Origin of the sequence: Thalassospira sp. MBR-102, assembly GCF_040549275.1 — a bacterium.
GTDB classification, from domain to species: domain Bacteria; phylum Pseudomonadota; class Alphaproteobacteria; order Rhodospirillales; family Thalassospiraceae; genus Thalassospira; species Thalassospira xiamenensis.
Genome location: NZ_JBEPTC010000009.1, coordinates 142,857 through 159,833 on the forward strand (window position 1 = coordinate 142,857; position 16,977 = coordinate 159,833).

General features: G+C 56.2%; 17 protein-coding genes. 9 read left to right on the forward strand and 8 right to left on the reverse strand.

The window, feature by feature from the left end; translation table 11 throughout:
- Positions 1-57: 57 nt before the first annotated feature.
- Both ABIE64_RS15705 and ABIE64_RS15710 read left to right on the forward strand, forming a co-directional pair.
- Positions 58-1,779, forward strand: coding sequence for a chemotaxis protein CheB (locus ABIE64_RS15705; RefSeq protein ID WP_354377920.1), 1,722 nt, complete (start codon positions 58-60; stop codon positions 1,777-1,779).
- Positions 1,780-1,788: 9 nt separating this feature from the next.
- On the forward strand, positions 1,789-3,111 hold the full coding sequence (locus tag ABIE64_RS15710) for a CheR family methyltransferase (protein WP_354377930.1): 1,323 nt from the start codon (positions 1,789-1,791) through the stop codon (positions 3,109-3,111).
- A gap of 112 nt (positions 3,112-3,223) precedes the next feature.
- Here the strand turns inward: ABIE64_RS15710 and ctrA are convergent, their stop codons facing one another.
- On the reverse strand, positions 3,224-3,922 hold the full coding sequence (ctrA, locus tag ABIE64_RS15715) for a response regulator transcription factor CtrA (RefSeq protein WP_007091320.1): 699 nt from the start codon (positions 3,920-3,922) through the stop codon (positions 3,224-3,226).
- A gap of 401 nt (positions 3,923-4,323) precedes the next feature.
- Between ctrA and fliI the strand changes: the two genes are divergently transcribed.
- Together fliI and ABIE64_RS15725 are read left to right on the forward strand one after the other, a co-directional pair.
- Entirely contained in the window at positions 4,324-5,823 is a 1,500-nt protein-coding gene (fliI, locus tag ABIE64_RS15720; RefSeq protein ID WP_071241101.1) for a flagellar protein export ATPase FliI, read from the forward strand.
- Positions 5,824-5,875: 52 nt separating this feature from the next.
- On the forward strand, positions 5,876-6,304 hold the full coding sequence (locus tag ABIE64_RS15725) for a flagellar FliJ family protein (RefSeq protein WP_037989518.1): 429 nt from the start codon (positions 5,876-5,878) through the stop codon (positions 6,302-6,304).
- Positions 6,305-6,310: 6 nt separating this feature from the next.
- Here the strand turns inward: ABIE64_RS15725 and ABIE64_RS15730 are convergent, their stop codons facing one another.
- Together ABIE64_RS15730 and ABIE64_RS15735 are read right to left on the reverse strand one after the other, a co-directional pair.
- Positions 6,311-6,790: a YbaK/EbsC family protein gene (locus ABIE64_RS15730; protein WP_071241100.1), complete on the reverse strand. Its 480-nt coding sequence runs from the start codon at positions 6,788-6,790 to the stop codon at positions 6,311-6,313.
- Entirely contained in the window at positions 6,787-7,524 is a 738-nt protein-coding gene (locus tag ABIE64_RS15735) for a TerC family protein (protein ID WP_071241099.1), read from the reverse strand. The genes ABIE64_RS15730 and ABIE64_RS15735 overlap by 4 nt, the downstream gene beginning before the upstream one ends.
- A gap of 206 nt (positions 7,525-7,730) precedes the next feature.
- Between ABIE64_RS15735 and ABIE64_RS15740 the strand changes: the two genes are divergently transcribed.
- The 4 genes from ABIE64_RS15740 to ABIE64_RS15755 all read left to right on the forward strand — a co-directional run bounded on the left by ABIE64_RS15740 (position 7,731) and on the right by ABIE64_RS15755 (position 12,039).
- The gene (locus ABIE64_RS15740) at positions 7,731-8,960 is read left to right on the forward strand and encodes an ABC transporter substrate-binding protein (RefSeq protein WP_071241098.1); all 1,230 of its coding nucleotides are present in this window, start codon (positions 7,731-7,733) and stop codon (positions 8,958-8,960) included.
- A 6-nt stretch (positions 8,961-8,966) separates the two neighbouring features.
- Entirely contained in the window at positions 8,967-10,652 is a 1,686-nt protein-coding gene (locus ABIE64_RS15745; protein WP_354377921.1) for an ABC transporter permease, read from the forward strand.
- 7 nt (positions 10,653-10,659) lie between these two features.
- Positions 10,660-11,349, forward strand: coding sequence for an ATP-binding cassette domain-containing protein (locus ABIE64_RS15750; protein ID WP_007091327.1), 690 nt, complete (start codon positions 10,660-10,662; stop codon positions 11,347-11,349).
- Between the two features lie 135 nt (positions 11,350-11,484).
- Entirely contained in the window at positions 11,485-12,039 is a 555-nt protein-coding gene (locus ABIE64_RS15755; RefSeq protein ID WP_007091328.1) for a prolyl hydroxylase family protein, read from the forward strand.
- A 47-nt stretch (positions 12,040-12,086) separates the two neighbouring features.
- Here the strand turns inward: ABIE64_RS15755 and ABIE64_RS15760 are convergent, their stop codons facing one another.
- A complete protein-coding gene (locus tag ABIE64_RS15760; protein ID WP_007091329.1) occupies positions 12,087-12,605 on the reverse strand; it encodes an Lrp/AsnC family transcriptional regulator in 519 nt (172 codons plus the stop codon).
- Between the two features lie 86 nt (positions 12,606-12,691).
- On the opposite strand from ABIE64_RS15760, the gene ABIE64_RS15765 reads away from it, so the two are divergent.
- A complete protein-coding gene (locus ABIE64_RS15765; protein ID WP_007091330.1) occupies positions 12,692-13,078 on the forward strand; it encodes a RidA family protein in 387 nt (128 codons plus the stop codon).
- A gap of 8 nt (positions 13,079-13,086) precedes the next feature.
- Here ABIE64_RS15765 and ABIE64_RS15770 read toward each other — a convergent pair whose 3' ends face one another.
- The 4 genes from ABIE64_RS15770 to ABIE64_RS15785 form a co-directional block, all read right to left on the reverse strand.
- Positions 13,087-13,488 carry a hypothetical protein gene (locus tag ABIE64_RS15770; RefSeq protein ID WP_007091331.1) on the reverse strand — a complete coding sequence of 134 codons (402 nt, stop codon included), beginning with the start codon at positions 13,486-13,488 and terminating at the stop codon, positions 13,087-13,089.
- A gap of 98 nt (positions 13,489-13,586) precedes the next feature.
- Positions 13,587-15,197 (reverse strand): hypothetical protein, encoded by a 1,611-nt coding sequence (locus tag ABIE64_RS15775; protein WP_354377922.1) that lies wholly within the window; start codon positions 15,195-15,197, stop codon positions 13,587-13,589.
- Between the two features lie 4 nt (positions 15,198-15,201).
- Positions 15,202-15,990, reverse strand: coding sequence for a MinD/ParA family protein (locus ABIE64_RS15780; protein WP_037989531.1), 789 nt, complete (start codon positions 15,988-15,990; stop codon positions 15,202-15,204).
- A complete protein-coding gene (locus tag ABIE64_RS15785) occupies positions 15,987-16,973 on the reverse strand; it encodes a flagellar biosynthesis protein FlhF (protein ID WP_354377923.1) in 987 nt (328 codons plus the stop codon). Before ABIE64_RS15785 ends, ABIE64_RS15780 begins: the two co-directional genes overlap by 4 nt.
- Positions 16,974-16,977: the final 4 nt, after the last annotated feature.

Sequence of the window (16,977 nt, forward strand, 5' to 3'; positions counted from 1 at the left end):
GTCGCTGTGCATTTGCCTTGGTTTTTGGTCCGGTTGCTCTAACGGGAACGTCGGTACGTGGAAGACACGCCAATTCATCCACCCTATAAAGTCCTGATTGTCGACGATTCCGCAATCGTGCGTGGTCTGGTAACACGCATGTTGCAGGAAGACGACGATATCGAGGTCGTCGGTTCTGTTGCCAATGGCGAAGACGCGCTTGGCGTCATGCGTCAGGAGATTGGTATCGAAGCGGTCGTTCTCGACATTGAAATGCCCGTCATGGATGGTCTGACGGCATTGCCCAAGCTGCTTGAAATCGATCCGACGGTTCGCGTGATCATGGCATCGACCCTGACCAAGCGAAACGCCGATATCAGTTTTCAGGCCATGACACTGGGGGCTGTGGACTACATTCCCAAACCGTCCTCGGCCAAGGACCTTAATGTTGGCGAAGGCTTCCGGGCCGAGTTGCTCGACAAGGTCAAGGCCTGGGCTGAACAGCGTCGCAAGATGCTGGGGGCGGATCAGGCACGGCTTGAAGAAATCCATGAAGAACAGGTCGTCGTTGGCGATGCGGATACCGCCGAACGGCATGAAGAGTTGCCGGAATCTGCTGCACCGGAAGATGACGCCTCCGCAACAGAAAAGCCCGCTGGGGATGCTCCGGCGCCGTTCCGGGCCGAACTGTCGGCGGAGCATCAGATATTGCAAAAGCCCGGCCGGGTTCAGCGCAAACGGTTCACCGCTGAACTGCGCCCGCGTCCGACGCACCAGCCCGGTCGTCTTGGCCCGATGTCGACCCGCCCGATGCCTCAGCCTCAACATCCTCAGCACTTGCAGCCGGTATCCCCGGCACAGGGGCAGGGTAAAGAAGGCGGGGCCACGACCATTAACCGTGATGCGGCTACACAAACAACCAACATGCCTGCGCGCGATCCGGGTCGTCTGATCCGCGAGGCGGCAATCGCAGCCGGTGATGCCAAGGCGACAGGCGCGAATGTCAAACCGTCAACCCGCCAGACATCGGGCGGTGCTGTTGGTGGTGGGGCAGTGGCGCGAAATGCGCCGGTCAAACAGGCACCACAACGTGCCGCCCCGGCCGCACGCAGTCCAGCCGCCGTGGCGGCAGTGCGTGCCAAGGCGCCGACCGGTGCCGCTGCACCGGCGCCGGCAAAACGGGTGATCACGGGCGGACAGATCAGTCTGCTTCCCGAAAAACGGCTTAATGTCGAAGCGATTGCCATCGGAAGTTCGACCGGTGGTCCACAGGCCCTGTTCGAGGTTCTGCGTGGTCTTGCCGGTGTGCGTCAGCCGATTTTCATTACCCAGCATATGCCTGCGACTTTTACCACGATCCTCGCCGAACACATCACCCGCCTGACCGGGCTTAAATGTCAGGAAGGCCAGACGGGCATGCAAATTCAGGGCGGACAGGTTTACCTTGCCCCCGGTGATTACCACATGGTGATAGAGGGCCGTGGCAACAGCAGGAAAATTGTTCTGAACCAGAACCCGCCAGAAAACTTCTGTCGTCCGTCGGTTGATCCGATGCTCCGCAGCCTTGTGGAAAGCTACGGTGGTAATATACTCACGGCTATCCTTACAGGTATGGGACAGGATGGTATGCTGGGTGGGCGTGCTGTCGTGGGTGCCGGGGGGATGGTTGTTGCACAGGACGAACAGACAAGCGTTGTATGGGGAATGCCCGGTGCCGCGGCACATGCAGGCATTTGTTCGGCGGTTCTCCCCGTGGGTGGCATCGCGGCCTATATCAAAAAATTTGCAGGGGGTCGTTAAGCCGAGATGATGAGGCCGGAAGACTTCGATTTCGTCAGCAGACTTATAAAGTCAAAATCCGGGCTCGTTCTGAGCCAGGACAAGACATATCTGCTCGAAAGCCGGCTGATGCCGATTGCACGCAAGCGCGGGCTTAAGGACCTGACCGAGCTGATCGCGGCATTGCGCGCCGGTGACCGCGTGCTTGTCGAGGAAGTCGTCGATGCGATGACAACCAATGAAAGTTTCTTCTTCCGCGATACCAAGCCGTTTGACCAGTTCCGGCATGTCGTTCTGCCGCACATGATCAAGGAGCGCGCGTCAAAGCGCCATCTGCGCATCTGGTGTGCGGCGGCGTCTTCGGGGCAGGAACCCTATTCGCTGGCGATGATCCTTGAAGATTTCAAATCCCAGCTTTCCGGCTGGCGGGTTGAAATTATCGGAACCGACATTTCGCGCGAAATCCTGACCAAGGCGCGTGCTGGTTTGTATTCCCAGTTTGAAGTTCAAAGGGGACTTCCGATCCAGCTTCTGGTCAAATATTTCCAGAAGAAAGAAGACCAGTGGCAAATCTCGCAGGAAATCCGCTCCAAGGTTCAATACAAGGAATTCAACCTGCTTGAGGATTTCCGGCCGCTGGGTCAGTTCGATATCGTCTATTGCCGCAACGTTCTGATTTATTTTGATCAGCCAACCAAGACAGATGTGCTGGCGCGTATATCGGCATTGATGCCCGATGATGGCTTCCTGTTCCTTGGCGGGGCGGAAACGGTTCTTGGGATTTCCGACAAGTTCAAACCGCTTGCGCGTCAACGCGGCATCTATCAGTTGAACCGTCCGGGGGCGCCGGATGTCGATGTTTCAGCACTTGAGAAAATTCAGGCGGGTGCCAGTGCGGCGGCTGGGGCGGCGAGTGGTACCGCGACAGGCGGTTTCGCGTTTCCCAAGCCGAAACATATGCAAACTGCCACCGGTGGTACGACCGCCAGTGCAGGTGCCGGAGCCACAACCCCGCCGCGTCCCGGGCTTTCGACCGGAACCACGGCACGCCCCACGACCCCAACGGGCACCGGCACAGCAGCCCGTCCGTCAACAACGGGAACAACCGGGACTACCGGCAGCACATATTCACGTCCTTCAACCGGCACTACCGGGACGGCGGGATCAACTGGGACGGCTGGATCGACATATCGCCGTCCCCTGGGCACAACAGGCACCGCTGGTTCAAGCGGCACGGGCAGCACTCCGCCCGCAAGGCCGTCAACCGGAACCGGCAGCACGGGCAGCGGAACAACCCGCCCGTCCACGACCTTTGATCGGTCGCGCTTTGGCAAGCCGGAAGACAAGAAATAGAAATCAGGATGGTTGCCGTGTAACGCGCACCCGCCAAAAGCAAAACGCCCCGACGATCCATCGGGGCGTTTTTGACTTCGTGCGCAGCGGAACGCGATAAAGTTCGTTGCGTTCAGGCGGCAGCACTACTGTTTACATCCGGATCGCGCAGGACATAGCCCCGGCCCCAGACTGTATGGATGTAGTTGTCACCCTTGGTGGCTGACTGGATTTTCTTGCGCAGCTTGCACACGAAAACGTCAATGATCTTGAGCTCCGGCTCGTCCATACCACCATAGAGATGGTTCAGGAACATTTCCTTGGTCAATGTCGTGCCCTTGCGCAGCGACAGCAATTCAAGGATGCCATATTCCTTGCCGGTCAGATGCAGCGGCGATCCATCAACATCAACCGTGCGTGCATCAAGGTTCACATTCAGTCTGCCGGTGGCAATCATCGATTGTGCGTGGCCGCGCGACCGGCGAACGATCGCCTGAATGCGTGCCAGCAGTTCAACCTTGTCAAACGGCTTGGTCAGATAGTCATCCGCGCCAAAACCAAGGCCTTTGACCTTGTCTTCGGTTTCGGTCAACCCCGACAGGATAAGCACCGGGGTTTCAACGCGTGCGTCGCGCAAACGTCTGAGAACTTCATAGCCGTCGATGTCCGGCAGCATGAGATCCAGAAGAATAATATCGTAGTCATACAATTTACCGATCTCGAGGCCATCTTCCCCAAGATCCGTGGTGTCGACAACCATGCCCTCCGATTTCAGCATCAACTCGATGCTGTCAGCAGTGGCGTTGTCATCTTCGACAAGCAGCACCCGCATGTTCCGCTCCGTTACCGTGTTCCGCAAAAAATCCGTGTTAATCCGGCTAATTTCGACAAGCGCCCCAACGATTGCCGTGTGGAATTTTATTCCATTCCGTTAACGATACGTTGCTTTGCGACTCGTGGCAAGCAGGCGAGTCGCATGTTGTTAACTTTTTTTCATCGATAAAGGCAGATGGTGCGGGGAATGTGAAGTTTCCCAACGGTTTGCGCCGTTAACGACCATGACTGCCGATACCGGATTTTTAATGGCAATTCCGCATATACGGGTTTTTAATACCGTTTATGCCACTTATATCTGGTGCGACGCGGTCGAATTTGCCACCCTTTGACATGGGACTGCGATAAAATTCCCGATCGCATCACATATCGGAACCCATCAAACAGAAAAGCGCAAACGTGTTCCAGATTGGCCGAAATATTGTCGCCGAACTTCGCCGCATTCCGGATTACCGGACTGTCGGGCGGGTAACCGCTGTTCTTGGCCTGCTGGTTGAAATTGGCGGGGTCGAAGGGGCGCTTTCGGTGGGGGATCGTTGCAAGGTCAAACGCCGTGATGGTGTGGCCGTAATTTGCGAAGTTGTTGGTTTCCGGAATGAACGAGCACTTTTGATGCCGTTCGGGATGCTTGATGGCATCGGGATTGGCTGTGAAGTCGAACTGGCCGACACCCAACCACAGGTCTATCCCGATGAAAGCTGGCTGGGGCGTGTGGTCAATGCGTTCGGCCAGCCGGTCGATGGCAAGGGTCCGCTGACCGAAGGACCGACACCATACCCGATCCGCAATGCACCGCCATCGGCCCATTCGCGCCAGCGTGTGGCGGGGAAGATTGATCTGGGTGTGCGGGCGATGAATACCTTTCTCACCTGCTGCCGGGGGCAGCGTATGGGCATATTTGCCGGGTCCGGGGTTGGTAAATCCAGTTTGCTGTCGATGATGACCCGCCATACGACATCCGATGTTTCGGTTGTCGGCCTGATCGGTGAACGTGGCCGCGAAGCCCGCGAATTCATCGAAGACGATCTGGGCGAAGAAGGCCTTCGCAGGTCTGTTGTCGTGGTTGCCACGTCGGACGAGCCGCCATTGATGCGACGTCAGGCTGCCTATATGACCATGGCGCTGTCGGAATTCTTCCGCGATACCGGGCGTGACGTGCTGTGTATGATGGATTCTGTGACCCGTTTTGCCATGGCGCAACGCGAAATCAGCCTTTCGGTCGGCGAACCACCCGCGTCAAAGGGCTATACCCCGACGGTGTTTGCCGAATTGCCGCGCCTTCTGGAACGTGCCGGGCCGGGCGGGCCGGGGCAGGGATCGGTGACCGGCCTGTTTACCGTTCTGGTCGACGGGGATGATCATAACGAACCGATTTCCGATGCGGTGCGTGGTATTCTTGATGGCCACGTCGTGCTGGACCGCGCAATCGCCGAACAGGGTCGGTATCCGGCGATCAATATCCTGCGCAGTGTTTCGCGTACCATGCCCGGATGTAATAGCGAGTATGAAAACCAGATCGTTTCGCGCGCCCGTCAGCTGCTGGCAACCTATGAAGACATGGCGGAACTGATCCGTCTGGGGGCCTATCGTCTGGGAACGGATCCCAAGGTGGACGAAGCCATTCATTACTTCCCGCTGATCGAGGAATTCCTCAAACAGCGTAAAACCGAATGTACCCGGCTGGCCGATGGTTATGCAGAATTGGCACGTCGTCTTGATCTGACACCCGCCCAACAGGAAGTCCCGGATGCAGGTGGCCAACCGGCAGCCAACCCGCAGGGCGCAACCGTTATGGAACGCAACCGGCTTCGCCCGCAGGTCAATAGCCGTTCAACCGCGACGAATGCGGGTAATGATCTGAATGCGGCCAAACGTGCGCTTCGCCGCGATCAGCAGTAATCACATGATCATGCTGATGCCGCATCCGCCATATTTCAGGTAACTGACCGCGATGGCCAAGGATTTCAAAACACTGATCCGTATGCGCAAATGGGCGCTGGATGATAAACGCCGCGAACTTGGCGAAATGCAGGGCATACTGACCAATCTTCTGGCGGAAAAGGATGCGCTTGAAAAGGCCGTGATAGCCGAGCAGAAGGTTGCCGCCGAAAACCCCGAACTGGCCGGTTTTGCCTATGGCCCCTTTGCCAGTGCCGTCGTGTTCGAGCGCGAAGCACTGGTAAAGCGGATCGCAGAACAGGAAGCCAAAATCGACGCGTTCCGCGATGAGGTCGCGGATGCGTTCAAGGCCGTCAAGACCGCGGAAATCGCCGAACGCAACCGTGTCGAAGCAGAACGCGCCGAAGAAGATCGCAAGGAACAGGCCGAACTTGATGAAATCGGTGCACGTTCGGCAACGCGTGATGACGGTCTGATCTAAGCCTGATCAGGCTGAAATATCCACACCCGTGTCAACACCCGTCACCGCGCGAAGTTCATCTGGCATCAGGGAAAACACGGTTTTGGGTGTGCCCGCGGCCAGCCAGATTATCTTTTTCGCAAGCAGCTTTTCATCAATCATGGTCTCGACCGGGCCGACATGTCCAAAGGGCGGAACACCGCCGATGGCGTAACCGGTATGGGTACGGACTTCGTTGGCATCTGCCTTGCGGATATCAAGGCCAAGCAGATGGGCAACCTTGGTTTCATCTACCCGGTCGGCACCGTTCATGATGATCAGTACCGGTTTGTTGCCTTCGGTCATGAAAACCAGTGATTTGCCGATATCACTGACATCGCAACCAATAGCCGCCGCGGCATCCGCGGCCGACCGTGTGCCATCAGGGAATTCGAGAACCTTGACATGGCCAAGGTGGTGATTGTTGAAGGCGTTCTGCAGGCACGAGGGCGGTGAAACCTGTTTCATTTGGCTGCTCCCAGCTCTTTGGCTTTGCGTTTACGTTTCTGATTGATCAGATTGAGCGTCTCGACACCCAGGCTGAATGCCATGGCGAAGTAAATGTAACCTTTTGGAACATGGATTTCGACACCGTCAAGCAGCAGCACAAACCCCACCAGAATCAGGAAGGCCAGCGCCAGAATTTTGACCGACGGGTGCTTTTCGACAAAATCGCTGATGGTGCCGGCTGCTGCCAGCATGACGAGAACCGACAGGACAACCGCGATCATCATGATCGAAAGATGATCAACCAGTCCAACCGCCGTAATCACGCTGTCGAGCGAGAATATCATATCAAGCAGCATGATCTGGGTGATGGTCATCGCAAAACTCGACATGATCTTGCCGGGGCCGTGTTCTTCGGGTTCGTCAATTGTATGGTGAATTTCCTTGGACGCCTTGGCGATCAGGAACAGGCCACCGATAATCAGAATAAGGTCACGTCCGCTGACTTCCTGCCCGAAGGCGGCAAACAGCGGGGCGGTCAATTCCATCACCCAGGCGATACAGGCCAGAAGCACAAGCCGCATGCCCATCGCCCCGATAAGGCCGATGCGGCGAGCCGATTTCTGTTGATTTTTCGGGAGTTTGGAAACAATCACCGACAAGAAAACGATGTTATCGATGCCCAGTACGATCTCAAGCGCGGTCAAAGTCGCAAGCCCCATCCACATATGCGGATCTGTGACCCATTCAAACATGATCTTTTCGTTCCTATGTCACGGGTGCCAAAACCATCGGCAGAGATTAAGCCCAGACACCTGCCATCTAACGCAAGCGTGAATTGATTTTAGACTGCCAAGATTGGAAAAATGATGGCAACAAAAACAGACAGGTATCGCCGATGGTGCCAGATTGCTTCAATCAGGTAGTATTGACCGGCCCTTCAGCAACAAGGATTTCCAGTATGCGCGCTTTTTTCGCCGGTCTGAGCATCGTCACAGGCCTTGCAATGGCCATGGTATCGATGCCCGCAAAAGCCGACCCGGCCCCCGATATCGGCAATTGGCAGTCCGTTCTTGATCAGGCGCGCGGCCAGACCGTGTATTTTCATGCCTGGGGTGGGGAGCCGCGCATCAATGATTATATCGCGTGGGCGGGTGCCCAGGTGCAGGAGCGATACGGTGTGAATGTGGTACAGGTGAAACTTTCCGACACGGCCGATGCAGTGGCAAAGGTGTTGTCGGAAAAGACGGCTGGCGTCGATGATGGCGGGGCGGTCGATATGATCTGGCTGAATGGTGAAAACTTTGCCGCCATGAAACGCAATGACCTTCTGTTTGGGCCGTGGGCCGAACAGACGCCGAATTTTGCCTATGTCGATGTCGAAGGCAAGCCAACCGTAATCAACGATTTCACGGTTCCGACCATGGGCTTTGAAGCGCCGTGGGGTATGGCGCAGGTCAGCTTCTATTATGACACCGCACGCCTTGATAGCGTACCGAAGTCAGCCCAAGCCTTGCTTGAATGGCTGGTCAAACATCCGGGGCGCTTCACCTATCCCCAGCCACCGAATTATATGGGCTCGACCTTTCTGAAACAAATCCTGACCGAGCTGGTTGAGGATCCGAAAGTTCTGCAACAGCCCGCCAATGAAACGGACGCCAAAAAGGTTCTGGCACCTCTTTGGGGATATCTCGAAGACTTGCAACCGCTATTGTGGCGCAACGGGCAGGCCTATCCGCAAAATGGTGCCTCGCTACGTACGATGATGGCCGATAACCAGATCGATATCGCGTTTTCGTTTAGCTCGGGCGAAGTCTCATCGGCAATCGAGGCGATGGAACTGCCCGATACAGTGCGATCCTATGTGTTTGACAAGGGTACGCTTGGCAACACCAACTTCGTTGCCATCCCCTATAACGCATCGGCCAAGGCCGGGGCGGTTGTGCTGGCCGATTTCCTGATGTCACCCGAAGCCCAACTGCGCAAACAGGACCCGCAATACTGGGGAGCTGATACGGTACTGGCGATGGATAAATTGCCAGAAGACATGCAAAAGGCCTTTGCCGATCTGGATCTTGGCATTGCGTCTCTGTCGCCTTCCGAACGTGGCACGGTTCTGCCGGAACCGCATCCAAGCTGGATGGAACTGGTTGAAACAGAATGGCAGAAGCGCTACGGCGTGGTGCAATAAGCCCAAATGCTCCGGCTTTTCCCGGCTTTTACCCTTATCCTGATGATCGGCCCGGTCTGTGCCGGGCTGATCGGGACGATATTACCGGCATTCGGGTATCTTCCGGCGCTTGGCGGCGATGTAATATCGATTGATCCTTGGCGGGATTTGATCAATCAGCCGGGGCTTGGCATTTCGATCCGGTTGTCATTGATCAATGGTTTGATCGCAACACTGATCTCGTTTCTGGTTGTCATACTATTTTGCGCCGCATGGCAGGGAACGCGGATTTTTGGCGTCATGCAACGCCTGTTGTCCCCGATCCTCTCAGTGCCACATGCAGCCGCGGCCTTTGGGCTGGCTTTTCTGATTGCACCAACTGGCTGGATCGTTCGGGCGGTCGCGCCGCTTGCCGGATGGGAACGTCCACCCGATATTGTGACCTTGCAGGACCCGTTGGGGATTGCCCTGATTGCCGGGCTGGTTGCCAAGGAAATTCCGTTTTTATTGTTGATGACGCTGGCGGCCCTGCCGCAGGCAGATGCCGACCGGACGCGGCAGGTGGTCTTGACACTTGGATATGGTCGCGTGGTTGGCTGGTTTAAAGCCGTTCTGCCACAGGTCTATCCGCAAATCCGTTTGCCGACATTGGCGGTGCTGGCCTATTCGACCTCGGTCGTTGATGTCGCGATGATCCTTGGCCCAACAACACCCGCACCGCTGGCGGTGCGTATTCTTGGTTGGCTATCCGATCCAGACCTGTCGCGTCGTTTTCTGGCCTCTGCCGGGGCCATGTTGCAATTTTTCCTTGTAATGATCGCGATGGCGATCTGGTGGGGTGGGGAAAAGCTTGTGGCGTGGTGGGGGCATGTCTGGGCCGAAGGCGGCATGCGCGGGCGACGCGATGATACCGTTCGAAGCTTTGCCGCCGGGACGGCAATCCTCTCGGCGGCTGCCGTGTTTCTGGGCCTGGCAAGTCTTCTGGTCTGGAGCTTTGCCGGGTACTGGTCCTTTCCGGAGTTTCTGCCGCGCAGTTTCAGTCTGCGTCTTTGGATGCGCGAATATGACATGTTAGGTGCGGCACTTTGGACCACACTGATGATTGCGGTTCTCTCGGTCGGGGTTGCGATTACCCTGGTTCTGGGATGTCTTGAAAACGAAACCCGCCGGTTTCAATATCCGGGGCAGGGGGCGATGTTATTGATTTATCTGCCGCTTTTGATGCCGCAAATCAGCTTCATGTTCGGGCTTCAGGTGTTTTTTACCGGTATCGGGCTGGAACGAACGTTGATTTCCGTGGTGATCGTTCATCTGATCTTTGTTCTGCCCTATATCTTTCTATCGCTTGCCGATCCGTTTCGCGCCCTTGATCCGCGATATTTGCAAACTGCCTTATGCCTTGGTGCATCACCGGCACGGTTATTCTGGTTGGTGCGCCTACCATTATTGACCCGCGCGGTTCTGACCGCCTTTGCGGTCGGCATTGCGGTCAGTGTCGGGCAGTATCTGCCAACCCTTCTGATCGGGGCTGGGCGGTTTGCCACCGTCACGACCGAGGCGGTGGCACTGGCATCGGGCGGCGACCGACGGATGATCGGAATTTACGGGCTGTTGCAAATGATCCTGCCCTTTGCCGGTTTTGCCCTCGCCCTTCTGATCCCGGCGGTTTTATTCCGCCACCGGCGCGGCATGGGAAACCGAAACAGGATATGATCAGCCGATGAACAGCACACAAACCAATAACAGCACCCTCGCCCCCGCCACTGCCAAAGGTCTTGAATTACGCCGGGTTTCCATTCGCCTCAATGGGCGTGTGCTGGTTGATATCGATACCATCATCAAATCGGGCGAGATCGTGACGCTGATGGGGCCGAGCGGCTCGGGAAAATCCAGTCTGCTGGCCTATATTTGCGGAACCTTGCCGGTGGGCGGAACCGCCGGATTTGAGGTCAGCGGGCAGGTTGTCCTGAATGGCCGGGGGCTGGATGGTTTGGCACCACAGGATCGCCATGTCGGTATCCTGTTTCAGGATGATCTTCTGTTTCCGCATTTATCGGTTGGCGGCAATCTGGCGTTTGCCCTGCCATCAAGTGTTCGGGGGCGGTTAGAACGCAGAACGCGTATCGAGGACGCGCTGGAAAGTGCGGGGCTTGGTGGTTTTGCCAACCGTGATCCGGCGACATTGTCCGGCGGGCAGCGTGCGCGTGTCGCCCTGATGCGGGTGTTGCTGTCCGAGCCCGGCGCACTTTTGCTCGATGAACCTTTTTCAAAGCTTGATACCGAGTTACGGGATCAGATCAGGACATTTGTTTTTGAACAGGCGCGGTTGCGTGGTTTGCCAACTCTGATGGTGACCCATGATCCCGATGACGGGGCGGCAGCCGACGGCAGGATCGTAAATCCGGTATAGCATGCACGCGGTTCTTGCATGATTTTCGCGCTGGTCAATCGGTGCGTTTGGTCCTAAGAGAAGCGCACCGCAAAGAATTGTCTTGGGCCCGAAACACGAAATCAAAGGCCCATGCGGCATTGGAGAATGTCGTGAATGTTTCCAGAAGAAATGTATGCGATCGTCCCGGATGCGCTTGATCGTGCAACCTGTGATCGACTGATTGACGGATTTTCGCAAAAACTTGACGATGGTGGCCTTGTTCAGGGCCAGTCGGCAAGCCATATCCGCCGGTCACAGATCACCTGGTTTAACGAGACCCAGGAACCGGCCGTCATGCGCCGGATCGTTGACATGGTTGCGGATGTAAACCGCAATGTGTTTGATTTTTCTTTGTCGGAATTCGCCGAAGATGCACAGATTGCCTGCTATGCTGGGGATCAGCGCGGTCACTATGACTGGCACAGCGACGTTGGCGCATCCGATATTGCACGCCGTCGCAAACTGACCATGGTGATCCAGCTATCCGAACCCGACCAGTATGAAGGCGGTTTGTTGCAGCTAAACCCGGCGGGGCATGTTTTTGATGCGCCGATGGAACGTGGCACGGCGATCTTTTTCCCGAGCTTCGTTCTGCACCGCGTCGCCCCGACGACAGCGGGCCTGCGTTATTCCCTTACCCAATGGGTGCATGGAACGCCGTTTCGTTAAGGCCACAAAAATAGGCTTTCCCGAAGTTCTTGCATGGCATCCGATTGTTATTCGGGCGGTATTGTTATTTCAGGCCAGTCCTGGGTGACTTCTGCCTGTATCGTGCGTTCCAGATATGTAGATAAAACCACATAGCTGCGCGTGGTTTTAACTCCTCGAAGAATATAAAGCTGTGAAAGCAAAACCTCCAGTGCATGGGCGTCTGTAGTGCGCACTTTCAAGATCACGCTGGTATCGCCCGCAACGGAATGAATTTCTTCAACTTCCGGGAAGTTGGCTATTTTCATCATCCGCTCGCTTTTTCCCCAGCCATCGGTATCTACATGTACAAAGGAAACCATAGGTTTGCCGATGGCCGGGCCGTTTAAAATTGCCGACATACGCTCAATGATGCCGTGACGGCGGAGGCGTTTGACCCGTTCATGCACAGCAGGAGCCGATAAGCCGACGATTCGTCCTAGTTCGGCATAGGTTTGTGACGAGTCTTCGACAAGCGCGCCTAATATTCTTCGGTCAAATGTATCGAGCTGCTGCCCCGGTAAATTATTTTGCTGAAGATTATTCATAATTAACCATGTTCCGTAATTTGTCTCTTTTGCCAAATTAAATACTGCATATTCTTCAATTTCTGAACATTAGAAAGGACAAGCAAATGCAGATGCAACAGTGTAACCCGTCAGGGAAAATTTATCCGGCAACATCAGATTATGTTCATGCGATGAAGATTAACGGACTGAACAGTATTTTGTTTGTCAGTGGAACAATGGGGCTTCGTCTTGATGGCGTGCCCGGCGCTGATATCGACGAGCAACTCGTTCTAGTATGGAAAAATATCAAGGCTATTCTCGCCGATGCGGGAATGTCGATTAATAATGTTGTAAGAACGACCAGCTATCTGCGTGATCCTGCTTATACGCATGCCAATCAGGAGGCACGCGTTAAGGCCCTTAACGGTCGTGTTGTTCCAACCACAACAATCGTAGCACAAACATTAAGTGCGGGCTGGTTGGTGGAAATTGAGGTGATCGCCTGTGTGTGAAGTCTGGATCAATACCGTTCCAACCGGTCCAGAAGGCGTGGGTTGTGCCATTTCGGCTGCCGGTCTTCGAGTGCGGCTTCGTGGTGCTGGACGCTGGCATTGTCGGCCTTTTGCTTGTCAAGGCGCAGATTGATCCAGCGCGGAATGATTTCGTTGTTGAAATCTTCCATGAGAAGCACGGCTGCGGTTTCGAAATTATCAAACGGGATACGCGCGATTTCGGCGAAATATTCCGCAAGGCAATCGGGTTTTATGATCAGGCGGTCCGGGACATAACGCAGGGTCATACGGGCCGGAAACACGGTTTCGCATCCGCTCAGTTCGCTTTGCAACGTCACGACATAATCAAGCTGTGCACCGGGATTATGTTCTGTCAGCAACAGGTTTCGACGTTCAAATATTTCCAGCATCAGGCCTACCTGCGTTTATTCGTTTGATAATCAAGATTACCCCCGCCTTTCGGGAACGAAAAGGCTTCTTTTCCGGGTCAGGTGGGGCGAATGGCCGCTTATGCGTCAATCCCGCGATGCCGGTTGACAACTGCTTCGTTGACCGGCGGGGCAATTTCAACAAAGCGCGAGCCATCCTGAAAAATCAGATGCCCCTTGTAGCCGGAGATTTGCAAAGCCTCGCGGAAGATGCCGCGAATATCGTCGCGATTATCAGATTGCAGTGGATTTTCAGTGCGCACGATCAAATCGAACTTGCTGTCTTCGCCTTTGACCAGACCGTCAAGCTGGGTGTGGCCGACTTCGCTGAAAGACAGGTCGAGCAGAAAGCGCGTGCCGGGTTCTTCCCTTTCGCCTTTCTCGTTTTCGTCGTCGCCATGTCGCCATGCCAGACGAACCTGTTCGATGCGTTCCCCCATCTGAAATGGCATCGGCATCACACGCCAGCCATCCGGGCGTTCGTCGGCGGCCATGCCCCGCAATCTGCTGAAATCGCCTTCGAGCTTTTTAAGGATATCGTCGCCGTTCCCGTCAATCGATGACAGGCTGTTGCTGGCGCGATCCCCCAACCAGCCGCGTGCTGTTCCCCCGGGGCCGGTCATGGCGGCAAAAAAGAACATCATCGTGGTGGTCAGTTTCGGTCCGGCCTGCGGAATATTGTTCAGAAGCGCCGCCGCCGCGCCCGGATCGTGTTGTGCCAGTGCGGTCACCGCCTGCTGCAAACTGCCCCAGTCACGTGACAGGGCGGCGTTCTGCCCGCGTGCAATCAATTCTGCCTCTGTCATCGGAGGGGCTTGAGTGCCGCGTCCGGCGGCGGTATTGGCATCGACACTAAACGACAGGGTCGCACCAACCGGGGCTGGAACCGGCAATTTGATGCCAACAACACCGGCAGATGTGCGAAGGGCGGTAAAGCCGTTCGGCAACATCCGGGCTTCTGCGCTATCGGGTGGCAGAACCGTCCCGGTCAGCACCAGCGGGGTTGCTGTTCCGGCCGCACCTGTACCGCCTGCGACAACCTGACCTGAGATACCCGCACCCGATGGCGTTCCCAGCGCGCCGCCGGTTGTTATAGCGGGCGGCATGGTGCCGGTTGCATTCATGTTGGTAATTTGGGCGGCCTTGCCGGCACTGACGGCACCCTGACCGACAAAGATAACCTGTGTCTGGCTTCCGGCGGGTAACTGACTGCCATTGGGCAGGGTCAGGCTGCTTGTTGTGATGGCGTTAAAGGCTTGGCCGGGGATCAGAACGTTGCCATTGATCCCGGTGGTCGGCAATCCGCCGCCAGTTCCGGTTGTGCCCGGTGTCAGCGTTTGCGGCAGCACCTGAAGGCGAAGGGCGGCTGCGGGATCGCTGCCCTGCTGCGGCTGTCCCTGGGGCATGATCCGCACCCAAAGAAAGTCCCCCAGATTGGCTGGAAGGGGTGTTGGCAGTTTTATATTAACCTGCCCCAGACTGGTCAGAAGGGTCAGTTCATTACCCGAACGCGACTGAACGGACGCCTGAATCAGGCTTTCGACCGGCAGTTTGGCAATGGCATTGGCGACCTGCTGGGCAGCACTGACCTGAGAAGGCGGCTGTGGTGTACCCGATGCCCCGCCGGCCGTCGCACCGCCCTGACCGCCAACGGCAGTGCCTGGTGTTACGGCTTGTGGCGGGAGAGTCATGGCGTCAGCCCTCCAGCAGCTTTTGCGTGATCGCTTCCATATCGTGGGCGGCATCGCAATTGGGATGGCGCATCAGAAGCGGGGTCTGTGACCGAATGCATTCGGAAACACGCGGATCGGCACGCACAACACCCAGAAGCGGCGGGCTGATTTTCAGGAAACCTTCGCAGGCTTTAAGAAGCTTGTTGTAGATCGCCTCGCCTTCCTTGCGGTCCTTGGCCATATTGACCACCACCCGGATATCGGTTTTGGGCCGCGCCATATGTGTGACTTTGATAAAGGCATAGGCATCGGTTAGCGATGTCGGATCACCGTTGGTGATGACAATCACCGTATTGGCAAGGCTGGTCATCTGACGCACACCCTGATCAACACCCGCGCCAAGGTCGATCAGGACCTTGTCGTAACTTTTACCGGTCTGGATCAAATCGTCCGATAAGGCCTGAAGACGGGTCACGGGCAGATTGGCAAGACTGCCCGATCCGCTGCGCCCGGCAATGATATCAAAGCCGCCATCGGGGAAGGGGGTCACGGCATCGCGCAAACCGATCCGTCCGGAAATGACCCCGCCCAGATCATGTTTGGGCATCAGGCCAAGTTGGATGTCGATGTTGGCAAGGCCAAGATCACCATCAAACAACAGGGCTTTTTTGCCTTCGCGCACCAGCGAATGGGTCAGGGTAATGGCAAACCAGGTCTTGCCCACGCCCCCCTTGCCAGATGCGATGGCAAGGACGTTGCGGCCTTTGGCGCGCGGAGCAGTTTTGGATACTTCATCAGACTTGGCAGTCATTTCACGACCTCGGAGAAACTCGGTTTCGCGTTCTCGGCGCGATGGGACGGTATCAGAAGTTTGGCCAGGGCGACGGGGCTTATTGCGGTTAGACCGTCTGCGACCTGGGCCGTCATACTGACATTGCAAAGGGAAAGATTTCCTGAATCTGCACCGTATAACGCGCCGCCAAGGCGCGATGCAACATCCAGTCGGGAAATCACCATGCGCGCAACGCCGCAATCGGCAAAGGCATTGGCGATATCGGCACATTCGTCGGCATCAATCCCGGCGGGATTGACCAGTACGGGTTCGCTTGGCACAACGGACATGAAATCGCCCAGTGCCTTGATGTCGGCATCGACATAGGGATTGCAGCTTGCCGTGTCGACCAGAACCATGTCGGCATCCCGCATACGGGCAAACTGGGCTTTGAATTCTTCGGGTGTTTTGACCAGGGACAGATTGATGTTCAGGATACGGGTGAATGCCTCAAGCTGGGCAACACCGCCTGCGCGTTTGTAATCGGTGGTCAGAACCGCGACTTTTCGCTTTTTCATCACCGCACGGGCAGCAGTTTTGGCAACCGCCAGCGTTTTGCCGCAACCGGGCGGGCCGACAAAGGCCAAGGCACGCGGCGTGTTTTTTTCCGGCAACGGCGAAAAATCAAAAATCTCGTCCAGTGCCGATGCCAGTAATTGCTGTGCGGTAGTGGCACCCCTTTCGCGGCCCATAAGATCACAAAGCCGCAAACGCAGCCGTTCGGGCAGATTATGACGGAGAAGGGCCTCTTGTGCGTGATCAAACAGTTCCTGATGACCCGGAGGGCCTTGATCCGCGATATCGAAATCCATATCCGGATCACGATCAAGGGCCGCGGTCAGCCGCACGCCCGTGCCCGGGATATCCTGGGTCGATACGATAATGGCATCCGATCCCATATGCTCTTTGACCAGTGCCATCGCCTCGGTCATGGTCGGGGCGCTGAACGTCTTAAGGCGCATATGC

Coding starts and splice junctions, on each gene's coding strand:
- ABIE64_RS15780 (WP_037989531.1), bottom strand. CDS start 15,990: ATGACTGCCAAGTCTGATGAAGTATCCAAAACTGCTCCGCGCGCCAAA.
- ABIE64_RS15760 (WP_007091329.1), bottom strand. CDS start 12,605: ATGAATAATCTTCAGCAAAATAATTTACCGGGGCAGCAGCTCGATACA.
- ABIE64_RS15750 (WP_007091327.1), top strand. CDS start 10,660: ATGAACAGCACACAAACCAATAACAGCACCCTCGCCCCCGCCACTGCC.
- ABIE64_RS15745 (WP_354377921.1), top strand. CDS start 8,967: ATGCTCCGGCTTTTCCCGGCTTTTACCCTTATCCTGATGATCGGCCCG.
- ctrA (WP_007091320.1), bottom strand. CDS start 3,922: ATGCGGGTGCTGCTTGTCGAAGATGACAACGCCACTGCTGACAGCATC.
- ABIE64_RS15725 (WP_037989518.1), top strand. CDS start 5,876: ATGGCCAAGGATTTCAAAACACTGATCCGTATGCGCAAATGGGCGCTG.
- ABIE64_RS15775 (WP_354377922.1), bottom strand. CDS start 15,197: ATGACTCTCCCGCCACAAGCCGTAACACCAGGCACTGCCGTTGGCGGT.
- ABIE64_RS15735 (WP_071241099.1), bottom strand. CDS start 7,524: ATGTTTGAATGGGTCACAGATCCGCATATGTGGATGGGGCTTGCGACT.
- ABIE64_RS15730 (WP_071241100.1), bottom strand. CDS start 6,790: ATGAAACAGGTTTCACCGCCCTCGTGCCTGCAGAACGCCTTCAACAAT.
- ABIE64_RS15785 (WP_354377923.1), bottom strand. CDS start 16,973: ATGCGCCTTAAGACGTTCAGCGCCCCGACCATGACCGAGGCGATGGCA.
- ABIE64_RS15755 (WP_007091328.1), top strand. CDS start 11,485: ATGTTTCCAGAAGAAATGTATGCGATCGTCCCGGATGCGCTTGATCGT.
- ABIE64_RS15770 (WP_007091331.1), bottom strand. CDS start 13,488: ATGCTGGAAATATTTGAACGTCGAAACCTGTTGCTGACAGAACATAAT.
- ABIE64_RS15740 (WP_071241098.1), top strand. CDS start 7,731: ATGCGCGCTTTTTTCGCCGGTCTGAGCATCGTCACAGGCCTTGCAATG.
- ABIE64_RS15710 (WP_354377930.1), top strand. CDS start 1,789: ATGAGGCCGGAAGACTTCGATTTCGTCAGCAGACTTATAAAGTCAAAA.
- ABIE64_RS15765 (WP_007091330.1), top strand. CDS start 12,692: ATGCAGATGCAACAGTGTAACCCGTCAGGGAAAATTTATCCGGCAACA.